The sequence below is a fragment of the Alteriqipengyuania flavescens genome (genome assembly GCF_030406725.1).
In the GTDB taxonomy this organism is placed as follows: Bacteria; Pseudomonadota; Alphaproteobacteria; order Sphingomonadales; family Sphingomonadaceae; genus Alteriqipengyuania_B; species Alteriqipengyuania_B flavescens.
The window spans coordinates 1,482,278-1,508,427 of the sequence record NZ_CP129107.1 but is presented as its reverse complement, the minus strand read 5'-3'; the positions used below and the strand labels follow the sequence as shown (position 1 = coordinate 1,508,427).

28 protein-coding genes and 1 pseudogene are annotated in these 26,150 nt (G+C 67.3%); 15 read left to right on the top strand and 14 right to left on the bottom strand.

Features of this window, described 5'->3' with window-relative positions:
* Positions 1 to 47: 47 nt before the first annotated feature.
* Complete coding sequence (gene ptsP / locus QQW98_RS07815; RefSeq protein WP_290134423.1) at positions 48 to 2,318, bottom strand: phosphoenolpyruvate--protein phosphotransferase; 2,271 nt, start codon at positions 2,316 to 2,318, stop codon at positions 48 to 50.
* A 112-nt stretch (positions 2,319 to 2,430) separates the two neighbouring features.
* Positions 2,431 to 2,586: a YdcH family protein gene (locus tag QQW98_RS07810; RefSeq protein WP_290134422.1), complete on the bottom strand. Its 156-nt coding sequence runs from the start codon at positions 2,584 to 2,586 to the stop codon at positions 2,431 to 2,433.
* A 170-nt stretch (positions 2,587 to 2,756) separates the two neighbouring features.
* On the opposite strand from QQW98_RS07810, the gene QQW98_RS07805 reads away from it, so the two are divergent.
* Together QQW98_RS07805 and QQW98_RS07800 are read left to right on the top strand one after the other, a co-directional pair.
* Positions 2,757 to 2,954: a YdcH family protein gene (locus QQW98_RS07805; protein ID WP_290134421.1), complete on the top strand. Its 198-nt coding sequence runs from the start codon at positions 2,757 to 2,759 to the stop codon at positions 2,952 to 2,954.
* Positions 2,955 to 3,348: 394 nt separating this feature from the next.
* Positions 3,349 to 3,816: a DUF1465 family protein gene (locus QQW98_RS07800; protein ID WP_290134420.1), complete on the top strand. Its 468-nt coding sequence runs from the start codon at positions 3,349 to 3,351 to the stop codon at positions 3,814 to 3,816.
* On the opposite strand, the gene glpK is transcribed toward QQW98_RS07800, so the two are convergent.
* A complete protein-coding gene (gene glpK, locus QQW98_RS07795; protein ID WP_290134419.1) occupies positions 3,813 to 5,288 on the bottom strand; it encodes a glycerol kinase GlpK in 1,476 nt (491 codons plus the stop codon). The two genes, QQW98_RS07800 and glpK, sit on opposite strands and share 4 nt — an antisense overlap.
* 92 nt (positions 5,289 to 5,380) lie before the next feature.
* On the opposite strand from glpK, the gene QQW98_RS07790 reads away from it, so the two are divergent.
* The 3 genes from QQW98_RS07790 to QQW98_RS07780 all read left to right on the top strand — a co-directional run bounded on the left by QQW98_RS07790 (position 5,381) and on the right by QQW98_RS07780 (position 7,739).
* Positions 5,381 to 6,250 (top strand): MBL fold metallo-hydrolase, encoded by an 870-nt coding sequence (locus QQW98_RS07790; protein WP_290134418.1) that lies wholly within the window; start codon positions 5,381 to 5,383, stop codon positions 6,248 to 6,250.
* Between the two features lie 213 nt (positions 6,251 to 6,463).
* Positions 6,464 to 7,450 (top strand): quinolinate synthase NadA, encoded by a 987-nt coding sequence (gene nadA / locus QQW98_RS07785; RefSeq protein ID WP_290134417.1) that lies wholly within the window; start codon positions 6,464 to 6,466, stop codon positions 7,448 to 7,450.
* A 4-nt stretch (positions 7,451 to 7,454) separates the two neighbouring features.
* Positions 7,455 to 7,739: a hypothetical protein gene (locus tag QQW98_RS07780; protein WP_290134416.1), complete on the top strand. Its 285-nt coding sequence runs from the start codon at positions 7,455 to 7,457 to the stop codon at positions 7,737 to 7,739.
* A gap of 2 nt (positions 7,740 to 7,741) precedes the next feature.
* On the opposite strand, the gene QQW98_RS07775 is transcribed toward QQW98_RS07780, so the two are convergent.
* From QQW98_RS07775 to QQW98_RS07770, 3 genes and pseudogenes are all read right to left on the bottom strand, one after another.
* Positions 7,742 to 8,146: a hypothetical protein gene (locus QQW98_RS07775; protein WP_290134415.1), complete on the bottom strand. Its 405-nt coding sequence runs from the start codon at positions 8,144 to 8,146 to the stop codon at positions 7,742 to 7,744.
* A 56-nt stretch (positions 8,147 to 8,202) separates the two neighbouring features.
* A pseudogene (locus QQW98_RS13980) lies at positions 8,203 to 8,433 on the bottom strand (Brp/Blh family beta-carotene 15,15'-dioxygenase); the annotation flags it as partial.
* Between the two features lie 253 nt (positions 8,434 to 8,686).
* The gene (locus QQW98_RS07770; RefSeq protein ID WP_290134414.1) at positions 8,687 to 8,971 is read right to left on the bottom strand and encodes a hypothetical protein; all 285 of its coding nucleotides are present in this window, start codon (positions 8,969 to 8,971) and stop codon (positions 8,687 to 8,689) included.
* Positions 8,972 to 9,120: 149 nt separating this feature from the next.
* On the opposite strand from QQW98_RS07770, the gene QQW98_RS07765 reads away from it, so the two are divergent.
* Positions 9,121 to 10,431 carry a DUF2254 family protein gene (locus QQW98_RS07765; RefSeq protein ID WP_290134413.1) on the top strand — a complete coding sequence of 437 codons (1,311 nt, stop codon included), beginning with the start codon at positions 9,121 to 9,123 and terminating at the stop codon, positions 10,429 to 10,431.
* Entirely contained in the window at positions 10,428 to 11,753 is a 1,326-nt protein-coding gene (locus tag QQW98_RS07760; protein ID WP_290134412.1) for a DUF2254 domain-containing protein, read from the top strand. Before QQW98_RS07765 ends, QQW98_RS07760 begins: the two co-directional genes overlap by 4 nt.
* Here the strand turns inward: QQW98_RS07760 and QQW98_RS07755 are convergent.
* Positions 11,725 to 12,669, bottom strand: coding sequence for a DMT family transporter (locus QQW98_RS07755; protein WP_290134411.1), 945 nt, complete (start codon positions 12,667 to 12,669; stop codon positions 11,725 to 11,727). The genes QQW98_RS07760 and QQW98_RS07755 overlap by 29 nt on opposite strands.
* 57 nt (positions 12,670 to 12,726) lie before the next feature.
* Between QQW98_RS07755 and QQW98_RS07750 the strand changes: the two genes are divergently transcribed.
* Together QQW98_RS07750 and QQW98_RS07745 are read left to right on the top strand one after the other, a co-directional pair.
* Positions 12,727 to 13,863 (top strand): alkene reductase, encoded by a 1,137-nt coding sequence (locus QQW98_RS07750; RefSeq protein WP_290134410.1) that lies wholly within the window; start codon positions 12,727 to 12,729, stop codon positions 13,861 to 13,863.
* Positions 13,863 to 14,741, top strand: coding sequence for an HpcH/HpaI aldolase/citrate lyase family protein (locus tag QQW98_RS07745; RefSeq protein WP_290134409.1), 879 nt, complete (start codon positions 13,863 to 13,865; stop codon positions 14,739 to 14,741). The genes QQW98_RS07750 and QQW98_RS07745 overlap by 1 nt, the downstream gene beginning before the upstream one ends.
* A gap of 3 nt (positions 14,742 to 14,744) precedes the next feature.
* On the opposite strand, the gene QQW98_RS07740 is transcribed toward QQW98_RS07745, so the two are convergent.
* The gene (locus tag QQW98_RS07740; protein WP_290134408.1) at positions 14,745 to 15,065 is read right to left on the bottom strand and encodes a hypothetical protein; all 321 of its coding nucleotides are present in this window, start codon (positions 15,063 to 15,065) and stop codon (positions 14,745 to 14,747) included.
* A complete protein-coding gene (gene lipB / locus QQW98_RS07735) occupies positions 15,062 to 15,775 on the bottom strand; it encodes a lipoyl(octanoyl) transferase LipB (RefSeq protein ID WP_290134407.1) in 714 nt (237 codons plus the stop codon). Before lipB ends, QQW98_RS07740 begins: the two co-directional genes overlap by 4 nt.
* A 65-nt stretch (positions 15,776 to 15,840) precedes the next feature.
* On the opposite strand from lipB, the gene QQW98_RS07730 reads away from it, so the two are divergent.
* A complete protein-coding gene (locus QQW98_RS07730; protein ID WP_290134406.1) occupies positions 15,841 to 16,689 on the top strand; it encodes a glycerophosphoryl diester phosphodiesterase membrane domain-containing protein in 849 nt (282 codons plus the stop codon).
* Between the two features lie 7 nt (positions 16,690 to 16,696).
* Here the strand turns inward: QQW98_RS07730 and QQW98_RS07725 are convergent, their stop codons facing one another.
* The gene (locus QQW98_RS07725; protein WP_290134405.1) at positions 16,697 to 17,320 is read right to left on the bottom strand and encodes a class I SAM-dependent methyltransferase; all 624 of its coding nucleotides are present in this window, start codon (positions 17,318 to 17,320) and stop codon (positions 16,697 to 16,699) included.
* Positions 17,321 to 17,432: 112 nt separating this feature from the next.
* Between QQW98_RS07725 and QQW98_RS07720 the strand changes: the two genes are divergently transcribed.
* Positions 17,433 to 18,800 carry an MFS transporter gene (locus QQW98_RS07720; protein WP_404800782.1) on the top strand — a complete coding sequence of 456 codons (1,368 nt, stop codon included), beginning with the start codon at positions 17,433 to 17,435 and terminating at the stop codon, positions 18,798 to 18,800.
* 53 nt (positions 18,801 to 18,853) lie between these two features.
* On the opposite strand, the gene arsC is transcribed toward QQW98_RS07720, so the two are convergent.
* Positions 18,854 to 19,198: an arsenate reductase (glutaredoxin) gene (arsC, locus tag QQW98_RS07715; RefSeq protein WP_290134404.1), complete on the bottom strand. Its 345-nt coding sequence runs from the start codon at positions 19,196 to 19,198 to the stop codon at positions 18,854 to 18,856.
* A gap of 166 nt (positions 19,199 to 19,364) precedes the next feature.
* Between arsC and QQW98_RS07710 the strand changes: the two genes are divergently transcribed.
* Positions 19,365 to 21,488, top strand: coding sequence for a TonB-dependent receptor (locus QQW98_RS07710; RefSeq protein ID WP_290137048.1), 2,124 nt, complete (start codon positions 19,365 to 19,367; stop codon positions 21,486 to 21,488).
* 3 nt (positions 21,489 to 21,491) lie between these two features.
* On the opposite strand, the gene QQW98_RS07705 is transcribed toward QQW98_RS07710, so the two are convergent.
* From QQW98_RS07705 to QQW98_RS07695, 3 genes are all read right to left on the bottom strand, one after another.
* Positions 21,492 to 22,040, bottom strand: a complete 549-nt coding sequence (locus QQW98_RS07705) for a (2Fe-2S)-binding protein (RefSeq protein ID WP_290134402.1) — start codon at positions 22,038 to 22,040, stop codon at positions 21,492 to 21,494.
* Between the two features lie 13 nt (positions 22,041 to 22,053).
* The gene (locus QQW98_RS07700; protein ID WP_290134401.1) at positions 22,054 to 22,815 is read right to left on the bottom strand and encodes a class II aldolase/adducin family protein; all 762 of its coding nucleotides are present in this window, start codon (positions 22,813 to 22,815) and stop codon (positions 22,054 to 22,056) included.
* Positions 22,816 to 22,897: 82 nt separating this feature from the next.
* The gene (locus QQW98_RS07695) at positions 22,898 to 23,284 is read right to left on the bottom strand and encodes a TetR/AcrR family transcriptional regulator C-terminal domain-containing protein (RefSeq protein ID WP_290134400.1); all 387 of its coding nucleotides are present in this window, start codon (positions 23,282 to 23,284) and stop codon (positions 22,898 to 22,900) included.
* On the opposite strand from QQW98_RS07695, the gene QQW98_RS07690 reads away from it, so the two are divergent.
* The 3 genes from QQW98_RS07690 to QQW98_RS07680 are packed head-to-tail and all read left to right on the top strand — an operon-like array spanning position 23,223 to position 26,148.
* Positions 23,223 to 24,392: an ABC transporter permease gene (locus QQW98_RS07690; protein ID WP_290134399.1), complete on the top strand. Its 1,170-nt coding sequence runs from the start codon at positions 23,223 to 23,225 to the stop codon at positions 24,390 to 24,392. The genes QQW98_RS07695 and QQW98_RS07690 overlap by 62 nt on opposite strands.
* Entirely contained in the window at positions 24,389 to 25,105 is a 717-nt protein-coding gene (locus QQW98_RS07685) for an ABC transporter ATP-binding protein (RefSeq protein WP_290134398.1), read from the top strand. The genes QQW98_RS07690 and QQW98_RS07685 overlap by 4 nt, the downstream gene beginning before the upstream one ends.
* Complete coding sequence (locus tag QQW98_RS07680; RefSeq protein WP_290134397.1) at positions 25,102 to 26,148, top strand: efflux RND transporter periplasmic adaptor subunit; 1,047 nt, start codon at positions 25,102 to 25,104, stop codon at positions 26,146 to 26,148. The genes QQW98_RS07685 and QQW98_RS07680 overlap by 4 nt, the downstream gene beginning before the upstream one ends.
* Positions 26,149 to 26,150 lie beyond the last annotated feature (2 nt).

The following is a 26,150-nucleotide window of genomic DNA, read 5'->3' as shown; positions in this document are numbered from 1 at the left end:
GGAAGGGGCAAGTCAAGCGCAGCGTCGGAAAATTACAACCGCCCGCCTCAATCGTGCGCGATGCTGCGTTCGTCCGCCCAGACCGACAGGGCGGCGCGCATGTCCAGCGGCGGATTGAGCAGCCAGCCGTTCATCGCCGCGCCGATTTCCGCAAGGTCCACCTTGCGCACCAGTTCCTTGATGGGGCCGACGCCGGCGGGGGTAATCGACAGGCGGCGGATGCCGAGGCCGAGCAGCGCGAGCGCTTCCAGCGGGCGGCCGCCCATCTCGCCGCATACGGCAAGGTCGACCGGTGTCGGCGCTGCCTGCGTCGTCTGCACCACGCGGGCGAGGAAGCGCAGGATCGCCGGGCTGAGCCAGTCGTAGCGCTGCGCCAGCTTCGGGTTGGCGCGGTCGGCGGCGAAGAGGAACTGGGTGAGGTCGTTGGTGCCGATCGACAGGAATGACAGCTTGGGCAGCAATAGGTCGAGCACTTCGGCCAGCGCCGGCACTTCCAGCATCGCGCCGAAGCGGATCGCCTCCGGCAACTTCGCCTTGCGGCTGCGCAGGAAAGCGAGCTGGTCGTCGAAGATCGCCTTGGCCGCGTCGAATTCCCACGGTTCGGACACCAGCGGGAACATCACGTTGAGCTCGCGCCCGGCGGCCGCTTCTAGCAGGGCGCGCGCCTGCAGTTTCAGCAGGCCTTCGCGTTCCAGCGCCAGGCGCAGCGCGCGCCAGCCCATCGCCGGGTTCTCGTCCGCCGAGGCGCCTTCGTTGCGCAGGTAGGGAAGCGACTTGTCGCCGCCGATATCGACCGTGCGGAAGATCACCGGCTTGCCGTCCGCCGCGTCGAGCACATCGCGGTAGAGCCGCAATTGCCGCTCCCGCGCCGGCAGGGCGGCGGATACGAGGAACTGGAATTCGGTGCGGAACAGCCCGATCCCGTCCGCGCCGACCAGCTTCAGCGAAGTCAGGTCGTCGCGCAGCCCGCCGTTCATCATCACCGTGATCCGCGTGCCGTCGCGGGTGAAGGGCTCCACGTCGCGCAGCTGGGCAAGCTCGGCCTGCCGTTTCTTCGATTGCGCAAAGCGCGCCTCGAACGCGTCGACCAGCGCGGCCTGCGGGCGGATGGTCACCTGCCCCTTGTCCGCATCGAGCAGCAGCGTGTCGCCTTCCGCCACCAGCGCGCGCAGGTTGGCAACGCGGCCCAGCACCGGCACGCCCATCGCGCGCGCCACGATGACGACGTGCGCGGTGAGCGAGCCTTCTTCCAGCACCACGCCTTTCAGCCGGCGGCGGTCGTATTCGAGCAATTCGGCCGGGCCGAGGTTGCGGGCGATCAGGATCGCATCCTCGCGCAGGCCCTTGGTCGCCGCCGTGCCGAGCTGGCCGGACACGATGCGGAGCAGGCGGTTGGCCAGGTCCTCCAGGTCGTGCATCCGGTCCGCCAGCAGCGGATCGTCGATCTCCCGCATGCGCATGCGCGTGCGCTGCTGCACGCGCTCGATCGCGGCCTCCGCGGTCAGGCCGCTGTCGATCGCCTCGTTGATGCGGCGGCCCCAGCCTTCGTCGTAGGCGAACATCCTGTAGGTCGCGAGGACCTCCTCATGTTCGCCGCCGGTGCCGAATTCGGCCTGGCTGGTCATGTCGTCGATCTGCTCGCGCATCGTGTCGAAGGCGCGGTAGACCCGCTGGCGCTCCGCCTCGATATCCTCCGCCATCGTGTGTTCGATGGTTACGCGCGGCTGGTGGAACACGGCCCGCCCGCTGCCCAGCCCCTTGGCCAGCACCAGGCCTTCGGCCTGGACCTGCCCGTCGTGCTGCAGCGATTTGGCCTGCTCGGAATCGACCAGCCCGGCGTTGTCGATCAGTTCGGACAACACCATCGCCACGGTCTGCAGCGCCTCGATCTCCACCTCTTCGTAGCGGCGCGGATCGACATGCTGCACGTTGACCACGCCGATGGCGCGCGCCTGACGCACGATGGGCACGCCGGCGAAGCTGTGGAACCGCTCCTCGCCTGTTTCGGGGCGGAACATGAAGTCGGGATGGGCTTTCGCCTCGGCCAGGTTCAGCGTTTCGACATTCTGGGCGATGGTGCCGGTCAGACCTTCGCCGATGCCCATGCGGGTGACGTGCACGGCGGACTTGTTGAGGCCGCGCGTCGCGAACAGTTCCAGCATGCCGTCGCGCAGCAGGTAGATCGAGCAGACCTCGCTATCGAGCTCTTCCCCGATGATGTCGACCACCCGGTCGAGCTTGTCCTGCGCGCTGCTGCGCGAGGCCATCACGTCGTGCAGGCGCGTGAGGATCGAGCGGGCGGAGGAGGCGGCGGTCATCGTCCGCCGGTCCTATCCGATATGGCGGGCGCTGCAAACCGGGCGGCGGTGAAAACCATGCCCGGTTCGCAGGCCCTACCGGTTCGCAGGCCCTATATGTGTCTAGCGCCGCCTAGATGTGGGCGAGTTCTTCCTTGATGGCGAGCTTCTGCTTCTTGAGGCCGGAAATGGTTGCATCGTCGGGTGCCGGGCGGGCCATTTCCGAAGCGATCATCTGCTCCAGCCTGGCATGCTTGGTTTCGAGGGCGGCAACGTGGGACGATGACATAGACACATCTCCTTGTTTCACTTTTGCGACTCGGACGAGGCGTCACAAGTCGAGGTGGCATGGAACCACACAAAGGGTTAACACGGCAAGGATAGAGCCATCGCGGTCGTCCCGAATCCGGCACGGCTCAGGGTCCGGGCGAAGCGATCCGGCGACAGGAAGAGAACGGCGTGACCGAAGACGAATTGCGCAAGCGACTGGCAACGCTGCAAACCGAACACCGCGACCTCGACGCCGCCATCGACGCGCTCCTGCGCGCAGGCAGCCACGACCAGATGCAGATCGCGCGACTGAAAAAGCGCAAGCTGGCCCTGAAGGACCAAATCGCCGTGGTGCAGGACCACCTGCTGCCGGATATTATCGCGTAGTTTGTTTCGTGAAGCCGCCTCCGCGGCTTCGTCCTCGCGGCTATTCTCTCCGCCGGGACTTCGTTCCGGCTCCGAGGCCGCTGCGGTCGGCCGGTCGGCCTCTGGCACCGCTTACGCGGTACGTCAGTGCCACTCAGCAATCCGAGTCGCGGAGCTCCGCCGCGCAGGCGGCGGCAAGGGCGACCGCCCGCCCCGGACCTGCCCCGCCGCGCAGCGGTGGGAACAGCAGGGAGGACGAAGCCGCGGAGGCGGCTTCATGAGGAAGAAGGATTACGCGCGGAGGCGGCTTCACGAAACAAGAGAGTCCCGAATCGCGACAGTCCCGAAATGGCATGGGGATGACCGGGACAGGCGCTGGACGCGGGTGGCCGCGCGGGTTTAGCGAACGCTCGCAATGCGGGATCATGCGGATATCAACGCGCCCATCGTGGAGGCGCTGTACGAGGAAGGGCTCGAACTGGCCGACCGCGTGCGCGCGGCCTTCGACCTGTCGGGCCGGATCGATGCGGCGGCGGAGGACGAGGATTTCGCCCGCATCGCCCTGTCGTGCGAGGCGCTGCGCTGCACCACGCGGATGATGCATGCGCTCGCCTGGCTGCTCAACCAGCGGGCCTATTTCAACGGCGAGATGAGCGAGTTCCAGCTGCGTCGCCACGGCCGGCTGGCGAAGCGGCAGCCCGATGGCGACCGCCAGCAGCTGGCCGCACTGCCGGTGCGGATCGTGACACTGGTCGCCGAAACGCAGCGCTTCTACCAGCGGATCGAGCGGCTGGACGCCGCGTGGCGCGAACGCTTCGCCATGCAGCCGCCCGCGATCGAACGCCTGCGCCAGCGGCTAGAAGCCTCGATCGCCGCGCTTTAGCTCGCCGCGAGGGCCAAGCCCCAGCGGTCCAGTCGCGCTTTCCTGATGTCTTCGTCCATCGCCGGTTCGAACACGGTGCGCGTGCCGCCCATCGCCGCATAGGCCCCCTGCAAGTCCGCGTGCAGCCCCGCGCCGACCGCCGCCAGCATCGCCGCACCCAACGCCGTCGTTTCGACCAAGCCCGGCCGTTCCACCGGAATGCCGAGCAGGCCGGCGATGTCGCGCGCCATCCAGTCGTTCGCGCTCATCCCGCCGTCGATCCGCAGCCTGGTCCATTCCGCCCCGTCGGCGGCGAAGGCCTCGGCGAGATCGCGCGTCTGGTGGGCCATCGCCTCCAGCGCGGCCCGGGCGATATGCGCGCGGCCGGTGCTGAACGAGAGGCCGGAGATAACCCCGCGTGCCTCCGGCCGCCAGTAGGGCGCGCCGAGGCCGGCGAGCGCGGGGACGATCACAACCCTGCTGTCCCCCTCCACCGATGCGGCGAGCCGTTCCGTATCCGCAGCCTTGTCGATGATGCCGAGCCCGTCGCGCAGCCACTGGATGAGGCTTCCGGCGACGAACACCGCGCCTTCCAGCGCATAGGTCCGCTCCCCCTCGTGCTGGTAGAGCACCGTGCCGAGCAGGCGGTGGCGCGATTGCGGCACGGTGGTGCCGTGGTTGGCGAGGATGAAGGCCCCGGTGCCGTATGTCGCCTTGGTCTCCCCCGGCGACAGGCAGCCCTGCCCGATCGTTGCCCCCTGCTGGTCGCCGACGAGGCCGGTAATCGGGATCGCGGTGCCGAAATGCCGCGGCGCGGTCTCGGCAAGCGCGCCCGCGTTGTCGACGATCCGCGGAAGCGCGGCGCGCGGCACGTCCATCAGATCGCACAGGTCCTGCGCCCAGTCACCGCCGTCCAGCGGCATCAGCAGCGTGCGGCTGGCGTTGCTGGCGTCGGTCACGTGCGCCGCGCCGCCGCTCAGTTTCCACACCAGCCAGCTTTCGACCGTTCCCAGCGCCAGCCTGCCCGCGTCCGCCGCAGCCTTCACCGCGTCGACATTGTGCAGCAGCCAGCGCATCTTGGTGCCGGAGAAATAGGGATCGAGCAGCAGGCCGGTGCGGCGCTGGACCTCGTCCTCGTGGCCCTGGTCCTTCAACTCGGCGCAGAAATTGGTGGTGCGTCGGTCCTGCCACACGATGGCGCGGGCGAGCGGCTCGCCGCTGGAGGTGTCCCAGGCGACCACGGTTTCGCGCTGGTTGGTGATGCCGATACAGGCGATCCGGTCGTTGCCGTCCGCCCACTCGACGCATTCCTGCGCGCAGGCGAGCGTCGCTTGCCAGATTTCGCCCGCATCGTGCTCCACCCAGCCATCGCGCGGGTAATGCTGGGTAATTTCGGCCTGCGAGACGTGGTGCAGCTGGCCTTGCGGATCGAACAGCATCGCTCTCGTGGACGTGGTCCCGGCATCCAGCACCAGGATCAGCGGATCGGACATCGGCGCGCTCCTACAAAAACCTCTCGCAGCGGCCTAGCGCGGCGGCGCGCCGCTCGACAAGCGGCAACTCGGCCTCCATATCCCCCCACGTAATGAAGGGACCACCCAAACCGTGGCCGACCGGCAAGGTCGAGCAGCTGGAGCCGCTGGTACGCCGCGTGCTGGCGGACAATCCCTCGCCCTATACCTATACCGGCACGCAGACCTACCTCGTCGGCAACGGCGACAGCCTTGCGGTGATCGACCCCGGCCCGGTCACGACGGAGCATCTTGCCGCGCTGGAGAATGCGATCGGCGATGGGCACGTCGCGGCGATCATGTGCACCCACACCCACCGCGACCATTCGCCCGCCGCCCGGCCCCTGTCGGCATTGACCGGGGCGCCGGTGGTCGGCTGCGCGCCGCTGGTCCTCGATGACAGCGGCCCGCGCGCCGATGCTCCGTTCGACGAAACCTACGCGCCAGACCGAGTGCTGGAGGATGGCGAGGCGATGACCGGTGCGGGCTGGACCCTCACAGCGGTCCACACGCCCGGCCACACATCCAACCACCTGTGCTTCGCGCTGGAGGAAAGCGGCGCGCTGTTCACCGGCGACCACGTGATGGGCTGGTCGACCAGCGTCGTCGCCCCGCCCGATGGCGACATGGCCGCCTACATGCGCAGCCTCGAAAAGCTCTACGCGCGCGAGGACCGGGTCTATTATCCCGCCCACGGCCCGCAAGTGGACAAGCCGCGCCAGCTGGTGCGCGGTATGGTCGGCCACCGCCGCCAGCGCGAACGCCAGATCCTGCGCCTGCTGGACGAGGAAGCGCGCACGATCCGCGCGCTGGTGCCGCTGATGTACAGGGGCCTCGACAAGCGCCTCTATCCCGCTGCCGGGATGAGTGTGAAAGCCCACCTGATCGACCTGGAAAACCGCGGCGAAGTGGCCCGCGACGGCGAGGTCTGGCGCACGAATTGACTCGCGCAGACCCTCTTCGCTAACCTTTCCTGACGATCGCCTACAGCCCCCTCGGCATCGGGGTGACCGAGAGCCTGATCGCAGGCACGCCGGGGGCGGAGCGGTCGATGGAAGCCTTCCTGCCGCCCGGATTCACGATGTAGCGGAACCTGCTCGCCTCCTGCCCCGTTTTGGCTATAGAGGCCCGAACAGCGGGCCAGACGGGACGAGATTATGACTGCCGAAACCAAGCTTCCCACGGGCGCGGACCTGCGCGAGGAAATCGACCGCCTGCGCAAGGACCGCAACGCTGTGATCCTGGCGCATTATTACCAGAAGCCGGAAATCCAGGACATTGCCGACTTCGTGGGCGACAGCCTGGAACTCTCGCGCAAGGCGGCGGCGACCGATGCGGAAGTGATCGCCTTTTGCGGCGTGAAGTTCATGGCCGACACCGCCAAGATCCTCAGCCCCGAAAAGATCGTCGTCCTGCCCGACATGGACGCCGGCTGCAGCCTGGAGGACAGCTGCCCGCCCGACAAGTTCCGCGCCTTCCGCGAAGCGCATCCCGATCACATCGCACTCACCTACATCAACTGTTCGACCGAGGTGAAAGCGCTCAGCGACGTGATCGTCACCTCCTCCAGCGCCGAGACGATCCTGGAGCAGATCCCGGAAGACCAGCCGATCATCTTCGGGCCGGACCGGCATCTGGGCGGTTATCTCAACCGCAAGTACAACCGCGACATGCTCCTGTGGCCGGGCGTGTGCATCGTGCACGAAGCCTTCAGTGAGAGCGAGCTGCTGAAACTGAAGCAGCAGCATCCTGACGCACCCGTCGCCGCGCATCCCGAATGCCCCCCGCACGTGGTCGACCACGCCGACTATGTCGGTTCGACCAGCGGCATCCTGCAGTTCGCCAAGACCTTCCCCGGCGACACGCTGATCGTGGCGACCGAACCGCACATCATCCACCAGATGGAAAAGGCGCTGCCGGAGAAGAATTTCATCGGCGCGCCCGGCGCGGACGGCAACTGCAACTGCAACATCTGCCCCTACATGGCGCTCAACACGATGGAGAAGCTCTACACCGCCCTGCGCGACCTGGAGCCGCGCATCGAGATCGAGGAAGGCCTGCGCCTGAAAGCGCGGCAGAGCCTCGACAAGATGCTGGAGATGGCGAGCGGCACCATCGGCAAGGGCGACCTGGGCCGGGCATGATCCGATGCTGAAGGAACTGGGTGCGCGGTATCGCGCGCGGCGCTGGAACCGGGCGCGGGGCTGGGAATTCTCGGGCTCCGTTACCGAGGGCGAGATGCTGGCAGAATGGCCGTGCGACCTGTGGGCCGCTGACTGGATCGCGACGGGCGTCAGCGCGGAACTGCGCGATCCGCTGCGCGCCGAGCGCCGGATGGTGCCGACCTATTACGTAATGGCGGGCGAGCGCCGCTTCGCCTTTGCTGCGACCGAATTCTCTAACGGGCTGTGGGGCTTTTACCTGCCGGTCTGAGGCTAGCGCTCCAGCCGCTCGCTCAGCATGTGCGGGGTGGCCATGCCGAAAGCCAGCGCGGCCGCCCACGGCAGCGGCAAGTGGCTCGACAACACCACTGCCGCCATCGCTAGCGCGCCGAGCAGCGCAATCGAAGCCGTCGGGCCCTGCGCCGCGACCACATCGCGCCAGCCGTAGCGACGGATCTGCGATCCCTGCAGCGGAAACGCATGGCCGACGGCAAAGGCGAAGCCCACCGCGAGGGCGGGATGCAGCAGCGCGACTGCCACCAGCGTGGCCGAAAGCGCCGGACCGAAACGCCCGCGCACGACGGTAGCGACTGAAAGCGCGAGGCCCGCCGCGCCGGTTGCGGCCAGCGCAAGCACCCAGCCACGCGGCGGGATCGTGCCAAGCAGGGCTGCGAACACGGAAGACGTCTCTCGTCCATCCGCAACAGCGCGCTGCCGCCCACCGCAAGGCACGCGAAAGCGGCGCGGTCTATCGCGTCAGCGCGCCCGGAGCGGGCGAAGTGCCACAGCGACAGCAGCAGGAAAAGCGTCAGCCCGGCAAGCGGCAGCGCCAGGAACAGGGCCGCGACGGCAAGGCCCGCCACGACATAGGCGGCTGCCGGCGCGAGGGCGAAGGGCCGCAGCGTGCCGGCCTGCTCGTCGCCCGCGCCGTGGGCGAAGCCCGCCAGGAACAGCGCAAGCCCCATGGCGATGGCAGCCCCCGTCCCGACCAGCGAGACGGCTATGCACACGGCCAGCAACGCTACAGGCCAGCCACGCGAAAAGACGGCCCGCCCCATCGGGACAGGCCACCTTTCGTTGCGGGCAGGCGTTGCTGCCAAGGTGTCAGTCGCCCCGGGCGCTGGCGACCTTTGCTGCCGAGCGGGCTGGTCTCCAGCGCTTCTGCTGCCGGGACATAGCCTTCCAGCGCGCTGCGACGCAGGACATAGCGGCTCAGGATCACGCCGTAGAGCAACTTGGTCGAGATGTCGGCGATGCTGAAAAGCAGCTGCCGGACCGCCCGGCGCTCGCCATCACGATGGCGGACATGATCGGCACGATGCGATAGCGCGGGGCCAGCTGGAAGCTGGACATGATGAAATAGAGGATGAAGGCGAAATGGGCGCCGTAGCTGACCATCAGGATCAGCGAGCCCATGGTATACTGGCCGCTGGTAAGCGGGACGAGGTTTTCGATATTCCCCAGCACCGCCTGGGCGCCCAAGATTGCGGGTTCTGTAGTCATTGGCAAAACTCCTGGCACGATCCGTTATCGGCTAACGGTCTCATCGCGCTCGGCCTGCCCAGTCCCCTGCTCCGCGCCGAAACCTAAGGCCGCCCCAGGGGTTTAGTTCCCGCCACGGAATGCGGGCTAACCGGGGAAAACACAGCGAAATGAAGGGCACGAACATCGCCGGCGGGTGGCCGGGCTGGATCTGGCACCGCGTGGTCCAGAGCTACTGGTCGCTCGCGGTGCTGGCGGTGATCGGATCGATTCCGATCACGCTGGTCGTGCTCTATCTCGACCGGCACGGCGGTGCGACGTGGCTCCTCGACCACGGGCTTGCGACCGCGGCGAGCGCCGATACGGCCAAGGATTTCCTCGGCGTGGCGACCGGCGTCAACGCCGCTTTCATCACGCTCTATTTCTCGATCACGCTGATCGTGCTGAGCATGGCAGCCAGCAACCTCGGCGTGCGCCTGATAGATCGGTGGCTGGAACGCCGCCTGACGCGCACCAGCCTGGCCGGCCTATCCTTCACGCTGATCGCCTCGCTCATGGCCATGCTCTCCGTCGACGCGGAGATGGAGTACGTTGAGGTCCCCTTCCTCATCGTCGGCTACGTCGCGGTGTTGCAGGCGATCAACCTGGCGATGCTGGCGGTCGCGCTGCACGATCTGGGCCGAACGATGTTCGGCGACAGGTCGGTCGACAACCTCGGCGTGGACGCAGCCAGCCGGACGATAGATCTCGCCAGCATCCCCGCCCGCGATACGCAGTGGCAACAGACGCTGTCCGCCCCGCGCGAAGGCTATATCGAAGGGGTGGATACCGACCTCCTCGTCAAGCGCTTCGCAGGGCGCAACATGCGCGTGCGGGTGGAGGCCGCGCCCGGCCAGCACGTGATGAAAGGCGATCCTCTGCTGCGCGCGGACGCCCCGTTCGACGAGGACGAGCTGAAGCGCGTCATACCCATCGGGCCGTTCCGCTCGGACAGCCAGGGCCTCGTCTTCCAGGTCCGCCTGCTCGTCGAAATCAGCGCCCGCGCGCTCTCGCCCGCAGTCAACGATTTCTACACCGCGCTCACCTGCGCCGACAAGCTGGCCAAGGTGATGCGCAGTCAGGTGTCGACCTGGGTTTCGGCGGGTTGCACCCCGTGCCTGGGCGAAGAGGATTGGCTCGAACTGCCCGGGCAGGACTTCCGCTCCATCTTCGAAGGCCCGCTGTCCGCATTCCGGCAGGCGGCGGCCGATTATCCCTCCGTCTCCATCCACATGATCCGCAACTACGGCCGCGTCGCCGCGTGGCACCGTGACAATGCTGAGGACCCCGACGGCGAGTTCGGGGATTTCATGCGTACCATGGCTACGGACCTGCGCGACCATGCCACGATCCAGGCCAAGCTGGACAAGGACCGCGCGGACATAGCAAAGGCATTCGCAAGCTATTTCGGCGACGGGCCGGCGACCGAGGGGAAACGATGACTGCCGATATCAAGTTTTTCTGGTCCCGGCTGAACGCCAATTACTGGTTCTACCCGGCGCTGTTCTGCATCCTTGCCGCCGCACTGGCGTTCGGCATGATCACGCTCGATCGGTCGGGAGCGGCAGCATTCCTCAACGATGTCAGTTGGATCGTCCCGTCCCGGCCCAAGGGCGCAGCGGACATGCTGACGGTGATGGCGGGCAGCATGATCGGCGTCGCCTCGACCGTCTTTTCCATCACCATCGCCGCCGTCGCCTATGCCAGCGGCAATTACGGCCCGCGTCTGCTTACTAATTTCATGGAGGATCGAGGCAACCAGCTGAGCCTCGCGACCTTCATCGGCAGCTTCGTCTACGCAATCATCGTCCTGCGCTCGGTTCGCGGGGCGGACGAGCCGGCAGCCAATATAGAGGGAGTCGGCACCGCGGTCGCCGGTTTCACGCCGCAGCTGTCGCTGCTGGTTGCCTATGCCCTGATGGGGCTGTGCGTCGCGGTGCTGGTGTTCTTCCTCAATCACATCCCGTCCTCGATCCGCGTGAACAAGGTGCTGGAAGGCATCGGTCGGCGCCTGCTCGGCAACATCCGCGCTGCCTATCCGGTCGAGAACGAATTCTCCGATGCCACCGCGCCGCGCGAGGGCAAGCCGCTTTGCGCCTGGGCCACCGGCTATATCCAGCTGATCGATTTCGGCGACCTCGTCAAAATCGCGCGCGATAACGACGCGGTCTTCTCGCTGCGGATGCGGACCGGTGACTTCGTCCACCGCGACCTGCCGATCATGGATGTCGAAGGCTGCGAGCCGGAGGATATCGAGGACAAGATCCGCGCCTGTTTTACCCTCGGCGCCACGCGCACGCCCGACCAGGACCCGCAGTTCCTGATCGACGAGCTGGTCGAGATCGGCCTGCGCGCCCTGTCGCCCGGCATCAACGATCCCTTCACCGCCATTACCGCGTTGCACTGGCTGGGTGCCGCCACGACGGAAATCGCGCGGCGCGACCTGCGCAAGGACGTGTGCGGGGAGGATGTGGAGGATTGCCCGGTCATCCCCGCGCGCGACGATTTCAACCACTACGTCCAGCGCGGCTTCGGCTCGATCCGCAGCGGCGTGGCGACATCGCCGATCGCTTCGGAAGTGATGCTGGACACGCTCGCAAATGCCGCCGCGCCGGTGAAAAGCCAGCAGCGCCGCAACCGGATCCGGGCCGAAGGCGTGCTGCTGGGCGAACAGGTGCGCCAGCACCTCGTCGGGCCGGACCTCGAGCGCTACGAACGCAACGAGGTCGCTTTCCTCAAGAAGTTTGGGGAAGAGCCCGCCTAGGCCGCGTCCCCGCCGCCTTCACCGCCAGCAGCGCGCCTGCCAGCAGCGCCATGCCAAGGATGTCGGGCGGGGACAGGACCTCGTCGAACGCCGCCCAGCCGACATAGGCGGCGATGGCCGGCTGGGTCAGCAATGCCACGCCGATGACCAGCGGGCTGAAATGGCGCAGCGAATAGACCATCAGGCCCTGCCCCAGGATCTGGCTGGTCACCGCCAGCGTCAGCACCGGGGTCCATTCGCGCGGCCATACCGGTTCCCCGAAGGCGATGCCGCCCAATAGCAGCAGCGGCGCGGCGGACAGGCCGGCCAGCAGCAGCACCTGCCACGGTCCAAGGCTGGCACGCGCCTTTTGCGCCGGCAGCAGGTAGAAGGCATAGCAAATGCCTGCGACGATGCAGAAAACGTCGCCCGCCAGCGTCTGCGCGCTGATCTGCAGGCTGCGCCCCAGAAGGATCGCGGCGCCGGCCAGCGCCATGACAACGGCCAGCCATTCCATCCGCTGCGGCATGCGGCGCACCACCGCGATGCTCCACAGCATCAGGATCAGGCTACCCGCATTGCCGAACAGCGTCGCATTGCCGAGCCGGGTCATCTCGATCCCGATGTGCCAGCTGCCTAGGTCCACGGCGAAGAACGCGCCCGCGCCCAGCACAAGCAGCAGGAGCTTGCGCGGCACAGGCCCGCCCCCCGCCTTCCGCCCCTCCCGCCACGCAAGCAGCGCAATGACCGGCAGGGCGAGCGCGATCCGCCAGAATGCGGCGGACACCGGCCCGGTATCGGCCAGCCGCACCAGCCACGGTCCCAGCGCCAGCGCGACATTGCCCGCCAGCAGCGCGGCGAAATGCCACGCGGTCGGTACCGGCTCCACCACGGGGGCAGGATCTGTTGCAGCAGGCGGGGCGCTTGTATTGTCCACCGCCCGCCTCTAGCTCGCTTGGCCAAGCGGGGACAATCGAAAGGATAGACAAGGTCCATGAACGAAGCGCTGCTCCAGCCCCTCACTCTCGGCGCGCTCGAGGCGCGCAACCGCATTTTCATGGCGCCGCTCACCCGCGGCCGGTCGCAGCAGCCGGGCAGCATCCCGGGCGAGCTTATGGAAACCTATTACCGCCAGCGCGCAGGCGCGGGCATGATCATCACCGAGGCGACCGGCATTTCGGTCGAGGGCCTAGGCTGGCCCGCTGCGCCCGGCATCTGGAGCGAGGAGCAGGTCGAAGGTTGGCAGCGCGTGACCAAGGCCGTGCACGAGGAAGGCGGGCTGATCGTCATGCAGCTGTGGCACATGGGCCGGTTGGTGCACCCCGATTTCCTCGGCGGCGAGCCGCCCGTGTCCGCCAGCGCGACCACCGCGCCCGGTCATGCGCACACGTTCGAAGGGCGCAAGGACCACCAGCAGGCCCGCGCGCTTGACACCGACGAGATCCCGCGCGTGGTGGAAGATTACCGCAAGGCTGCCGCCAATGCGAAAGCGGCCGGGATGGACGGCATCCAGCTGCACGGCGCGAATGGCTACCTCGTCGACCAGTTCCTGCGCAGCAGCACCAACCTGCGCGAGGACCCATACGGCGGCTCGCCGGAAAACCGGACCCGTTTCCTGCGCGAAGTGACCGCCGCGCTAATCGGTGAATGGGGCGCGGACCGGGTCGGCGTGCGCCTGTCGCCCAACGGCGAGACGCAGGGCTGCGACGATCCCGATCCGGCCAGCATCTTCGGCGAGGCGGCAAGGGTGCTGGAAGACCTCGGCGTCGCCTTCATCGAATTGCGCCAGCCTGGGCCGGAGGGTACTTTCGGCCAGACCGATGTGCCGCAGCAAGATGCGCTGTTCCGCCAGCATTATTCGGGCAAGCTGGTGCTCAATTCCGATTACTCGGCGGCGGAAGCGGTTGCCGATATCGACAGCGGCCGGGCCGACGCGATCAGTTTCGGCCGTCCCTATATCTCCAACCCCGACCTTGCCGCGCGCATCGAAGCGGGCGCGGACTGGGCGGAAAACGTCAACGTCCCGCAAAGCTGGTACCTGCCGGGCCCCGCCGGGTACATCGACTACCCGGCCATGGAAGAGGCCGGCCAAGAAAAGGCAGCTCACGAAGTCGCGGAAGGCACCGCCTGATGCCTTACCGTTCGTGGCTGTTCGTCCCCGGTGACAGCGAGAAGAAGCTCGACAAGGTCAACACCGTCCCCACCGACGTGGTGATCGTGGACCTTGAAGATGCGGTGGCCGCCGACAACAAGCAGGCCGCGCGTGAGCTGGCGCACGACTGGCTGCAATTCCACATCCGGCACGAAGGCGCGACCAAGTTCCACCGCTGGATCCGCATCAATGCCTTCGACACGCCGTGGTGGCGTGACGACTTGCAGGCGGCGATGCCCGGCCGGCCGGCGGGGATCGTGCTGCCGAAATGCACCGGGCCGGACCAGATCCAGCAGCTGTCCGCCGAGCTCTACGAGATGGAGCAAACGCTGGGGTTCGAGAAGAACAGCACGGAAATCCTGCCGCTGGTGAGCGAAACCGCGAAGGCGGCGATGTCGATTCCCACCTATATCGGCGACACCAACCCGCGGCTTGCCGGGCTGACCTGGGGCGCGGAGGACCTGTCCGCCGCGATCGGTGCGGGGCGCAAGCGGGACGAGGACGGCGCGTGGACGGACACGTTCCGCATGGTCCGCGCCCAGACGCTGCTGACCGCCCACGCGCGCGGCGTGATGGCCATCGATACGCTGCATTCCGACTTCCGCGATCCGGACGGGCTTGCGCTGATGGCCACCGCCTCGCGCGCGGACGGCTTCACCGGCATGCTGGCAATCCATCCCGGGCAGGTGGAGATCGTCAACACCGCCTTCACCCCGACCAAAGCGGAGCGCGCCCATGCGCAGCGGATCGTCGATGCCTTTGCGGAAAATCCCGGCCTCGGTACGCTGCAGATCGACGGGGAAATGATCGACCAGCCGCACCTGGTCCAGGCGAAGCGGCTGCTCGGCGAAGCCTAGGGCTTATTCCGCCGCCTCGAGCGCGTCGACCGGGGCCTCTGGTTCGGCGGGTTCCGGCGTCGTCTCTGCTGCCGGCGCTCCGTCCGCCTCGCCGGCGCCTTCGCCGCTTCCGGTTTCCGTAGTGCCGCTCGCGCCGTCCGTTGCGCCCTTGGCGAGCGGCGGCTGCGATGTCGTTTCGGCGAGCGGAATCATCGCATCGCTGATCGAACCTTCCAGCACCTCTCCGTCGGCACCGGTATCGCGCGCGGCGTTGTCGGACTTGCCGCAGGCGGCGAGCGCCAGCAGTGCGAGCAGCAGGGGGGCGGTGGTGGCGAAAGTCTTCACGCGGCGCTGGCTCCGTCGGCAATTCTGTCGGTCGGGCCCGAGCTTGCATCGCACGGGCCGAGCGCGGCGAGGAAATCGCCGGCGCGGGCGAGCAATGCCTCATCCCATGCCCCGGCCGCAAGCGGTTTGCCGAGGCGCGCCAGACTGGTGACCCCGTATTCGGCGATGCCGCACGGCACGATGCCGCCGAAATGCGACAGGTCCGGGTCCAGGTTGACGGCAAAGCCGTGCATCGTGACCCAGCGCTTCACGCGCACGCCGATGGCGCCGATTTTCGCCTCGCTGCCGTCGATGTCGCGTGTCCAGATGCCGACGCGGCCTTCCGCGCGCCAGCTTTCCACCCCGATGTCGCCGAGCGCCGCGATCACCCAGCCTTCCAGCGCGTGGACGAAACAGCGCACGTCGCGCCCGCGCCGCGCAAGATCGAGCAGGACATAGCCGACCCGCTGCCCCGGCCCGTGGTAGGTATAGCGCCCGCCGCGCCCGGTCTCAACCACGTCGAAACGGCTGTCGATCAGCTCGTCCGCCGCGGCGCTGGTCCCGGCGGTGTAGACCGGCGGATGCTCCAGCAGCCACACCAGCTCGCGCGCCGAGCCCTGCTGGATCGCCAGGTTGCGCGCCTCCTGCTCGGCCAGCGCCTCGCGATAGGGCACCTGGCCCTCGCTGCGGCGCCACTCGATCGCCGGGGCGGGAACGGTTTTGTCGGTCATGGCCATTGCGTGGCGTCACTCGCTGCGACTATCAAGGGGCAAAGGGATCAAGGGGGCTACCGACAATGAACTTCGATATGGGCAGGGCGTGGAATCACGCCGTCGAGCTGATCAAGGGCAGTTTCAAGCTGCAGCTGGTCATTGCCGGTCTCTTCATACTGGTGCCGAGCGCTATCGCGTTTCTCATCGCCCCGGAAATCATCGTGCCGCCGGAAAATCCGGGGAGCACCGATATCTTCGCACCGACCCCGGAAGCGGAGCTTGGCACCTCATTGCTAGGCTTCGTGCTCAGCATCGTCCAGATGATTGGCCTCATCGCGATCCTCGCACTGATGGCACGCAGCCGCCCGACGGTGGGCGAATCGCTGGGGATTGCGATGCGCAGCCTGCCCACGCTGATCGGTGTCGTGGTCATTATCATCATCGGTGCGATCATCATCGCCATCCCGTTTGCGCTGGTCTTCGGCGTCGGCATGGCGGGGCTTGGCACGGCGGGCGGCATGGGTTCGCTGGGCGTCACCTCAATCATCCTCGGGATCGCGGCGCTGGTATTCTTCTTTTATATCTACACGCGCCTGTCGATGATCATGCCGGTCGTCGTGCTGGGCGGCGAACGCAACGTGTTCTCCTCGATCAAGGATTCCTGGCGCCTGACGGGCCCGGTGGCCTGGCGCCTGCTGGGTTTTTACGTCCTGCTGTTCATCGCGGCCATCGTCATCTCGATCCCGCTGGGTTTGCTGATCGGCGGGGCAAGTGCGATCGGCGGCGAAGCCGGGGGCGCGGTGTTTGCCGCGATGCTGGTGAACCTGGTGGTGAGCGCGGTGCTCAACATCGTGATGATGGGCGTGCTGGCCGCCGTGTTCTACCAGCTCAGCGGCACCAGCGCGCCGGACATCGCCGAAACTTTCCAGTAAGGGCCGCCTAGGCCTTCCAGCCCCAGAAGAGCTTGCACGGCGGGATGTTCCACGGGGCGTAGCCATCGTCAATGCGCGCAAAGTGCGGTTCCATGAAGTCGCGGGCGCGGGCGCTGAACTGGTAGACCAGGAACGCGCCGCCCGGGCGGATCACCCGGTGCGTGGCCGCGGCGATGGCGGGGCCGACCCCGTCCGGCAGGGTGGAGAACGGCAGGCCGGACACAACGTAATCGGCATGGTCCGCACCGTGCGCCTTCACGATTGACTCGACATCGGCGGCCGAGCCGAGGACCGGCGAGAAGCGGCTGTCGGGAATGGTCCGCTTAAGGTAATCGATGAACAGCGGGTTGGTGTCGATCGCGATCAGCTTCGCATCGCGGCGCAGCCGGTCCAGGATCGGGCGGCAGAACGTGCCGACGCCCGGGCCGTATTCCACGAAGACGTCGCACGCCTCCCAGTCGACCGGGGTCAGCATCCGGTCGATCGTGTTCATCGACGACGGGATGACGCTGCCCACCATGCGCGGTTCGCGGATGAACCCTTCGAGGAAGACGCCTGCCGGGCCAAGCGCCCGTTTCACCTTGCCGATCATCCCGCCCGCACGCGCGCGCGCCGCTTCGTTGGAAGTCATGGAATTCGCATACCCTTGCTGCCCGGCGCGGGTCCCGCGCGGCTTCGCCCCATGCGTTCGCAAATAGACCGCGCCATTGCAAGCGAGCGGTGCCCGCAGTAGCGGCAATCGGGTGAGCGAAACCGCGCCCCCTCCCCGCACGCCGTCCCCGCCGCCCGCCAGGCCCGGCACCATTTCGCGCGAGCGGCTGGTCCTGCTTTACATGGTCATGCTGACCACCGCGGCGGGCAACACGGCGATGCAGTCCGTCATGCCCTCCATCGGCACTTCGCTGGGCGTGGCGGATGTGTGGATCAGCCTCGCCTATAGCTGGTCGGCAGTGCTGTGGGTGGCGACCGCGCCGTTCTGGGCGCGGCGGTCCGACCGGCGCGGGCGCAAGACGATGATGGCGCTGGGCATGGTCGGCTTCATTTCCAGCTTCGCCCTGTGCGGCATCCTGTTGTGGCTGGGCCTCAATGGCTACCTCACCGCCTTCCTGACGCTGGCACTGTTCGCGCTTGCCCGCGGGCTGTACGGCGGGTTCGGCAGCGCGGCGCCGCCGGCCGTGCAGGCCTATATCGCCAGCCGGACCGACCGCAGCCAGCGCACCAATGCGCTGTCGCTGATCGCGTCGAGCTTCGGGCTCGGCACCGTCATCGGCCCGGCGCTCGCCCCGCTGCTGATCTTTCCCGGTGCGGGGCTGACGGGGCCGTTCCTTATCTTCGCCCTGTTCGGGCTGGCGACATTGGTCGCGCTGCGCCTGCGCCTGCCGAACGACAATCCCGCTTTCGAGACCCGCTCCGGCGTGGTGCCTGCGCCCTATGGCACCGGCACCAGCGCGAACGGTGCCGGCCGGGCGGAGGACGAGGACGAGCAGCAGGCGGCAGAGGACATCCCGGACCTCAAGTGGACCGACCGCCGCCTGCGCCCCTGGCTGGTTGCCGGCCTATTGGGTGGGCACGCGCAAGCGATGGCGCTCGGCATCGCGGGCTTCCTCGTGCTCGATCGGCTGGGCCTGCGCGCCACGCCGGACGAAGGCGCGGGTCCCATCGGGCTGGTGTTGATGGCAGGCGCCATCGCGACGCTGCTGGCGCAATGGGGTCTGATCCCGACGTTCAAGCTCGGCCCGCGGGCGGCGACCTTGTGGGGCATGGCGCTCGCCATCGTCGGCATATTGATGTTCGGCTGGGCGGAGAGCCTGCATCCGATCGCGCTGGGCTTTGCCATCGCCTCGCTCGGCTTCGGCCTTTTTCGCCCCGGCTTTACCGCAGGGGCATCGCTGGCGGTGCGACGCAGCGAACAGGGCCAGGTTTCGGGCATCGTCGCCTCGATCAACGGCGCGGCCTATGTCGTTGCCCCGGCGCTTGGCGTGTGGATTTACGGCCACTCGGACCACGCCGCCTTCATCATCGTCGCAAGCCTGTGCGCGATAGTGGCGGTGCTAGGCTGGCGGGGCCTGCAGGCCGATGCCGACCTGACCGGGGAAACCGGCGCTACCTGAACCCAATGCGCCAGATCGGGCGCGCCAGGTCGTAGGTGTAAGAGGCGAGCGCGTCAGAGGATTTCCTCGACCTTTTCCTTCGGCCGGCACAGGCGCACGCCCTTTTCGGTTTCCACCAGTGGCCGTTCGATCAGGATGGGATCGGCGACCATCGCATCGAGCACGGCGTCGGCATCCGCATCGGGCAGCCCGCGCTCCTGCGCATCGGTGCCGCGCAGGCGCAGGCCCTGCGCCGGGGTCATGCCCGCGTCGGCGAACAGCTGGGCGAGCTTCTCGCGCGTAGGCGGATTGTCGAGATAGCGGATGACCTCCACGTCGACGTCGCCCCGCTCTTCCAGGATCGCGAGCGTGTTGCGGGAGGTGCCGCATTTCGGGTTGTGCCAGATGGTCGCTTTCATCGCCTGTCTCCTCGGCGCCCCTGACTTTGCGCGGGGCCGTTGCGTTGCCCCCACTCCCTAGCGCGCGAAAATCTTCGTGCAAGGCGATCACTGCGTTGCAAATGCGAATTCTTCGCAATAGAGGCTGCTCCTGCAAATCATTCGCAATAAGAACAGAAAGACTCTTGTGACTTCTACCAATCCCCGTTTTTCGCTGCGCGTCGCCATTCTTGCAGGCGCAGCCATGCTGCCCGCCGCTCCCGCTTTCGCCGACGAGGCCGATTCGTCCGGCCCGCGCGTGCAGGAATATTTGCCCGAAGACATCCTCGTGATCGGGGAGCGCAAGGGGTACGAGAGCGAGGACGGCTCGACCGCCACCAAAACGCAGACCCCGCTGATCGACGTGCCGCAAGCGGTCTACGTCCTGACCGAGGAACAGCTCGATGACCAGGGCGTCCGCTCGCTCGGCGATGCGCTGCGATACGCCCCCGGCGTCAGCCTGGAAAGCGGCGAAGGCCACCGCGACGAGGTGTTCATCCGCGGCCAGGAAACCACCGCCGACTTCTTCGTCGACGGCCTGCGCGACGATGCGCAATATTACCGCCCGCTCTACAACATCGACCGGGTCGAGGTGCTGAAGGGTGCCAATGCGCTGATCTTCGGTCGCGGCGGCGGCGGCGGGGTGATCAACCGGGTCACCAAGACGGCCGACCCGCTCGACACTTTCATCGCGCTCGACGGAACGGTGGACAGCTTCGGCGCCTTCGCCGCGGCCACCGATGTCAGCCAGCCCCTGTCCGACACGGCCGGTATCCGCCTCAATGCGACATACGAGGAATTTGCCAACCACCGCGACGAATACGACGGCCGCTTCTTCGGCATCAGCCCGACGCTGTCGTTCGAAGTTGGCCCCCAGACCACGCTGACGGCCAGCTACACCTATGACGACGACGAGCGCGTGACCGACCGCGGCATCCCGTCGCTCGGCAACCGCCCCATCGAGGGCTATGACGAAGTGTTCTTCGGCCAGCCGGGCTTCAACACCAGCGACGTGCAGGTGAACATCGGCCGCGTGCGGGTGGACCACGTCTTCTCACCCCGCCTGCGCGGCAACATCGCCTTCCAATATGCCGATTACGACAAGTTCTATTCCAACATCGTGCCCACCGGGGCGACGGAGACGACGGTCGACCTGGGCGGCTATGCCGACGGGACCGAGCGCCAGAATTTCGTCGGCCAGGCGAACATCATCGGCGATTTCGACACCGGGCCGCTGCACCACAAGTTCCTGCTCGGCACAGAAGTCGTCGCCAGCGACACGCTGAGCTTCCGCGAACGCGTGCGCTTCGCCAGCGGGCTGACGACGGAAACGGTCGACCTTGCGCAGACGATTTCCGTCCCCGTCTTCTCGACCGAATTCCAGCGCCGGCGCAGCAGCGACCTGTTCGTCACCTCGTTCTATGCGCAGGACCAGATCGCGCTGGGCGATACGATCGACCTCGTCCTGGGCGTCCGCTACGACGAATTCGACCTCGAGGCCGACGTCCAGGATGCAAGCGGCGCGGTCACCGGCACCACCACCCGCCTCGATAGCCGCTGGAGCCCGCGCGTCGGCATTATCGTCAAACCGGTGGAGACCGTGTCGCTCTACGCCAGCTACACCGAGAGCTTCCTGCCGCAGTCGGGCGACCAGTTCGTGACGCTGAGCCAGCAGCAACAGGCGCTGGAGCCCGAACTGTTTGAAAACGTCGAGCTAGGCGCGAAATGGGCGCCGCGGCCCGACCTGTTCCTGACCGCCGCCGTTTTCCGCCTGACCCGGTCCAACACCACGGCGGTCGATCCGGTGAACCCCGGCCTCGTCGTCCTGACCGGCGAATCGCAGGTCGAAGGCTTCGAAGCGAGCATCGCGGGCAAGCTTGCACCGGGGCTGCAAGCGAACCTCGCCTACACCTATCTCGACGGCGAAATCACGTCGGACAGCGACTTTGCGGATGAAGGCACGCGTCTGCAGCAGCTGCCGCGCCACCAGGTCGCCGCCTGGGCGCGTTACGACGTGACGCCGGTCGTCGGCATCGGTGCGGGCGTGATCCACCAGTCGGATCAGTTCGCCAGCTTCGCCAACGATGTGGTCCTGCCCGCCTACACCCGCGTGGATGCGGCGCTGTTCTGGGACGTGTCCGAAACGCTCGATCTGCAGCTGAATGTCGAGAACCTGCTCGACACGGATTACTACCCCAGCGCTCATGGCAACAACAACATCGCGCCGGGCGCTCCGCTGAACGCCAGCATCACCGCCCGCGTGAAGTTTTGACGCCTATTCGCCGTCCGGCAGGCCCATCGCCGGCACTGCCTCGGCCGCGTCTTCGGGATCGATCCCGGGCGCGGGCGCAGCGCTGATCAGCTCCTCGCGCCGGGCCACGCGCCCGGCGCGCTGGATCGCGCGGGTTAGCCGCGGATAAACCCCGCAGCGGCACAGGTTGGGGATCGCCGCCTCGATCTCCGGCTCGCTCGGCGCGGGATTGCTGCGGAGCAATGCAGCAGCGGCAATCGCGATGCCCGGCGTGCAGAAGCCGCACTGGATTGCCTGCTCGGCAACCAGCGCCTGCTGCACCGGGTGGCTGCGGTCCGCCGACAGGCCTTCGATCGTGGTGATATAGCGGCCCTCGACCTCGCCCAGCTCGATCAGACAGCTGCGCAGCGCCTCCCCGTCGACCAGGACCATGCAGGCCCCGCATTCGCCGGTGCCGCAGCCGTTCTTGGTGCCGGTGAGGTTCGCCGCCTCCCGGATTGCAGTGACAAGAGGGGTTTCCGGGTCGAGCGAAATGCCCACCGGCCGGTCGTTGAGCGTGAAACCGATGGCCACGGTGGGTGCGCGCCTATTCCTTAAAGCTGGGATCGATCCGTTCGGCCCGGCGCATCCACGCGCCGAAATCGAACATCCCGCCGCCGCCCTGCTGCTGCATCACGGACAGGTCGCGCTGGTGTACGTCGACCACGTCCTGCGGGATGGTGAGCGGGGTGCCCGCGGCCTTGGTCGCGATCTGGATTTCGCAGGCGCGCTGCAGGCTCCACATGGTGACGAACATTTCCTCGATCGTCCGGCCCAGCACCACCGGTCCGTGGTTGCGCAGCATCAGCACGCGGTGATGCTTGAGGTTCTCGACCAGTCGCTCGCCCTCTTCCGCGCGCACGGTCACGCCTTCGAAGTCGTGGTAGCCGATCTGGTCCTTGAAGCCCGCAGCATAGAAGCTGGTCGCGGTCAGCCCTTCCTCGGTGCTGCACACGGCCATCGTGGCGGTCGTATGGACGTGGCAGATGGCATGCGCCCAATCGAGCTTTTCATGGAAATAGGCGTGCTGGGTGAAGCCCGCCTTGTTCACCGGATAGGGCGACCCGTCGAGGTTGTTGCCCTGGCTATCGATCTTGACGAGGTTGCTGGCGCACACCTCGTCATACAGCAGGCCGAAGGGGTTGATCAGGAAGGCTTCCTCCCCCGGCACCTTCAGGCTGATGTGGTTGTAGATCGATTCCGACCAGCCCATCATGTCGAAGATGCGATAGCACGCGGCCAGCTTCACGCGCGCCTGCCATTCGGTATCGCTGCACTGGAAATCGTCGCGCTTGAGGGCGGTGGCCATGGGTCTCTCCGTTGCTTTGTCCGGGCGCCTTATCTCATTTCACCGCGCGGCGGACAAGGCTGGCGGGTATCGCAGCGCGCAGTCAGGCTGCGTAAGCGCGCAGGAACGTCTCGACTGCGGCATCGATCCGGCGCTGGTTGACCGCCGGGTCATGCTCCCCCGCGAAGCGCCATTCGAGGTCGGCCATGCCCTTCACCATACCGGCGAACTGTTCGGCGGCCCGCTCCAGATCGTCCAGCTCGAGCTCGCCGCGCGCGGCTGCCCGGCGCATGACGTCGGTAAGCGCCGCCTTCATCCGCCGCGGCCCGGATTCGAGGAAGGTGCGGCCGAGTTCGGGGTGGCGCTCGGCCTCGGAGGCCAACCGCCGCTCGAAACGCAGCATGTTCGGGCGGAACAGGAAGCCGTGCATGGCGTGGGCGATCATCGCCAGCCGCTGCGCCAGCGGCACGTCGTCGATTTCGGGCAGCATCCGCCCGCGCATCTTTTCGCACTCGGCCTCGACCGCCATCGCCTTTTCTACCCTCGTCATCACCCAGCAACTGACGATCTTCGTCAACCTGCTCGAACGCGGCGCAAGCGGCGTCTACAATATCGGCGCGGCGGACGTGTGGGTGATGGACCCGGTCAGGCGGACGACCGACGTGAACTTCCCCCTGCCCGCCACCGCGCTCGACCGGGTTCGCGGCGTGCCGGGCGTCGAATGGGCGGTGCCGCACCTGCGCGCCGGGGCCTCCGTGCGGACCAAGGACGGCGACCTCGAAGGCGTCAGCGTTATCGGGGTGGACGACACCACGCTGATCGGCCTTCCCAAAGGCATGGTGGAAGGCAGCCGCGCCGTGCTGGAACAGCCCGATACCGTCATCATCGACGATGTCGGCGCCACCCGCATGTTCGCCGAAGGGGACGACCCCATCGGGGAGCGGCTGGAACTGAACGACCAGCGCGCCGTGGTGCGCGGGATCGCCGATTCCATCCCCAGCTTCACCAGCCAGGTCACGCTCTACACCACCTATAGCCAGGCGCTGGCCTATGTACCCGGCACCCGCAACCGGCTGAGTTTCGTGCTGGCCCAGAGCGCCGCGGGCGTCACCCCGGAGCAGCTCGTCTCCCGGATCGAGGACCAGACCGGCCTGCGCGCCCGCACGCGGGACGATTTCGCACAGGACGGCATAAACTTCATTATCGAGAACACCGGCATCCCGCTCAATTTCGGGATAACCGTGGTATTGGGCTTCGTGGTCGGCGTCGCCATCGTCGGTCTGACCTTCAGCCTGTTCATCCGCGACAACATCAAGCAGTTCGGCGCGCTCAAGGCCATCGGCGTGCACAACGGCAAGCTGCGCCGCATGGTCGCGGTGCAGGGCGGGATGGTCGGGCTGATTGGATACGGCCTCGGCGTGCTCGGCACGGTGGGCTTCATCCAGGCCTTTTCGTCGAACCCAACCTTCAAGGGCTTCTTTATCCCGTGGCAGGTCCCGCTGCTCAGCCTGATGGCGGTGACGCTGATCATCGCGCTCACCGGCGGGCTGGCCTTGCGCAACGTGCTGAAGACCGAACCTGCGGCGGTGTTCCGGTGAGCGCGCAGACCGCCATCGCGGTGCGCGACATCGCGCGCGATTTCGAAAGCGGGCAGCAGACGATCCGCGTCCTCCACGGCATCGACCTCGAAGTGAAGGCGGGAGAACTCACCTATCTCGTCGGCGAAAGCGGATCGGGCAAGACAACGCTGATCTCGATCATGTGCGGAATCCTGTGGCCGACCGAAGGCGAGGTGGAGGTGTTCGGCACCGACATCTACAACCTGTCGGACCGCAAGCTGGTGGAATTCCGCCTGCGGAACATCGGCTTCATCTTCCAGCAGTACAACCTCATCCCCGCCATCGACGCCGCCAGCAACGCGGCCGTGCCACTGATCGCGCAGGGCATGGACCGCAGCGAGGCGCGCGAGCGGGCGAGGGCAATGATGGACAAGCTCAACATCCTCGACCAGGCGGATAAGCTGCCCAACCAGCTTTCGGGCGGCCAGCAGCAACGGGTCGCCATCGCCCGCGCGTTGGTCCACGAACCGCGGCTGGTGGTCTGCGACGAACCGACCGCCGCGCTCGACGCGAAATCGGGCCGCAAGGTGATGGACCTGCTGCGCGAAGTGGGCGTGGCGGAGGACCGCAGCGTCATCATCGTCACCCACGACAACCGCATCTTCGATCTCGCCGACCGCATCCTCGTGCTGGAGGACGGGCGGATCACCCATGACGGCACCGAAATGCCCGACGAAGGACAGAACGGATGACCCTGCGCAATCTCAGCTTCTCGCGCCAGATCCTGCCCGCGATCGCGGTGCTCGGCCTGATTCTGGCGGCGATCTACATCGCCACCGGCCTGCCCGACCGCGAGCTCGCCCCGGCCGAGGAAGAGCCGGCGCGCGCCACCGGGGAGCTGGCCGATGCGCCGCGCGTCGCCGGGGCGGGCGTGGTCGAACCGTCGAGCGAGACCATCGACATCGGCACGGCGGTTTCCGGCCTCGTCACCGACATCCGCGCGACCCCGGGCGATTATGTCCAACGCGGCCAGCCGCTGTTTACCGTGGACGACCGCGCCATCCGCGCCCGCATCGGGGAGACCGGCGCCGCCATCGGCGAAGCGCAGGCCGCCATTGCCGAGGCACGCAGCGCCGAAGCCACCGCCGCGCAGCAACTGGCGCTCTATCGCGGCGTATCGGACCCCGCCGCCGTCAGCCGCAGCGAAGTCATCCGCGCCGAAGGCGAAGCCAGCGCCGCGCGCGAACGCCGCCAGCTCGCCGAAGCGCGCCTTTCCGCCGCACGCGCCCGGCTGCAATCGGCGCAGGCGCTGCAGCAGTCGGCCCGCACCGAACTGGGCCGCCTGACCGTGCGCGCACCGATTTCGGGCGAGATCCTGGCGGTCAACATCCGCCCCGGCGAATTTGTCAGCGCCGGCGGCCCGCAGGGCGGCAATACGACCCCGTTCATCCAGATGGGCGAGACCCGCCCTCTTTATGTCCGCATCGATATCGACGAGGACGAGGCGGTGCGGATCGACATGGGCGCGCCCGCTTTCGTCAGCCCGCGCGGCGCGGCGGACCGGCAGGTGCGCGCGCAATTCGTCCGCGCGGAGCCGCTGGTCGTGCCCAAGCGATCGCTCACCAACTCGGCGGCCGAGCGCGTGGACGTGCGCGTAATGCAGGTCCTCTACCAGTTGCCGCCGGTCGACATTTTCCGCGTCGGCCAGCAGGTCGATGCCTTCATCCCCGCCCGCGGGCGAGAGGCGGCGCAGGGCGGCGCGAACGTGCGGCCGGCACCGGTGGAGGCCCGGTGATG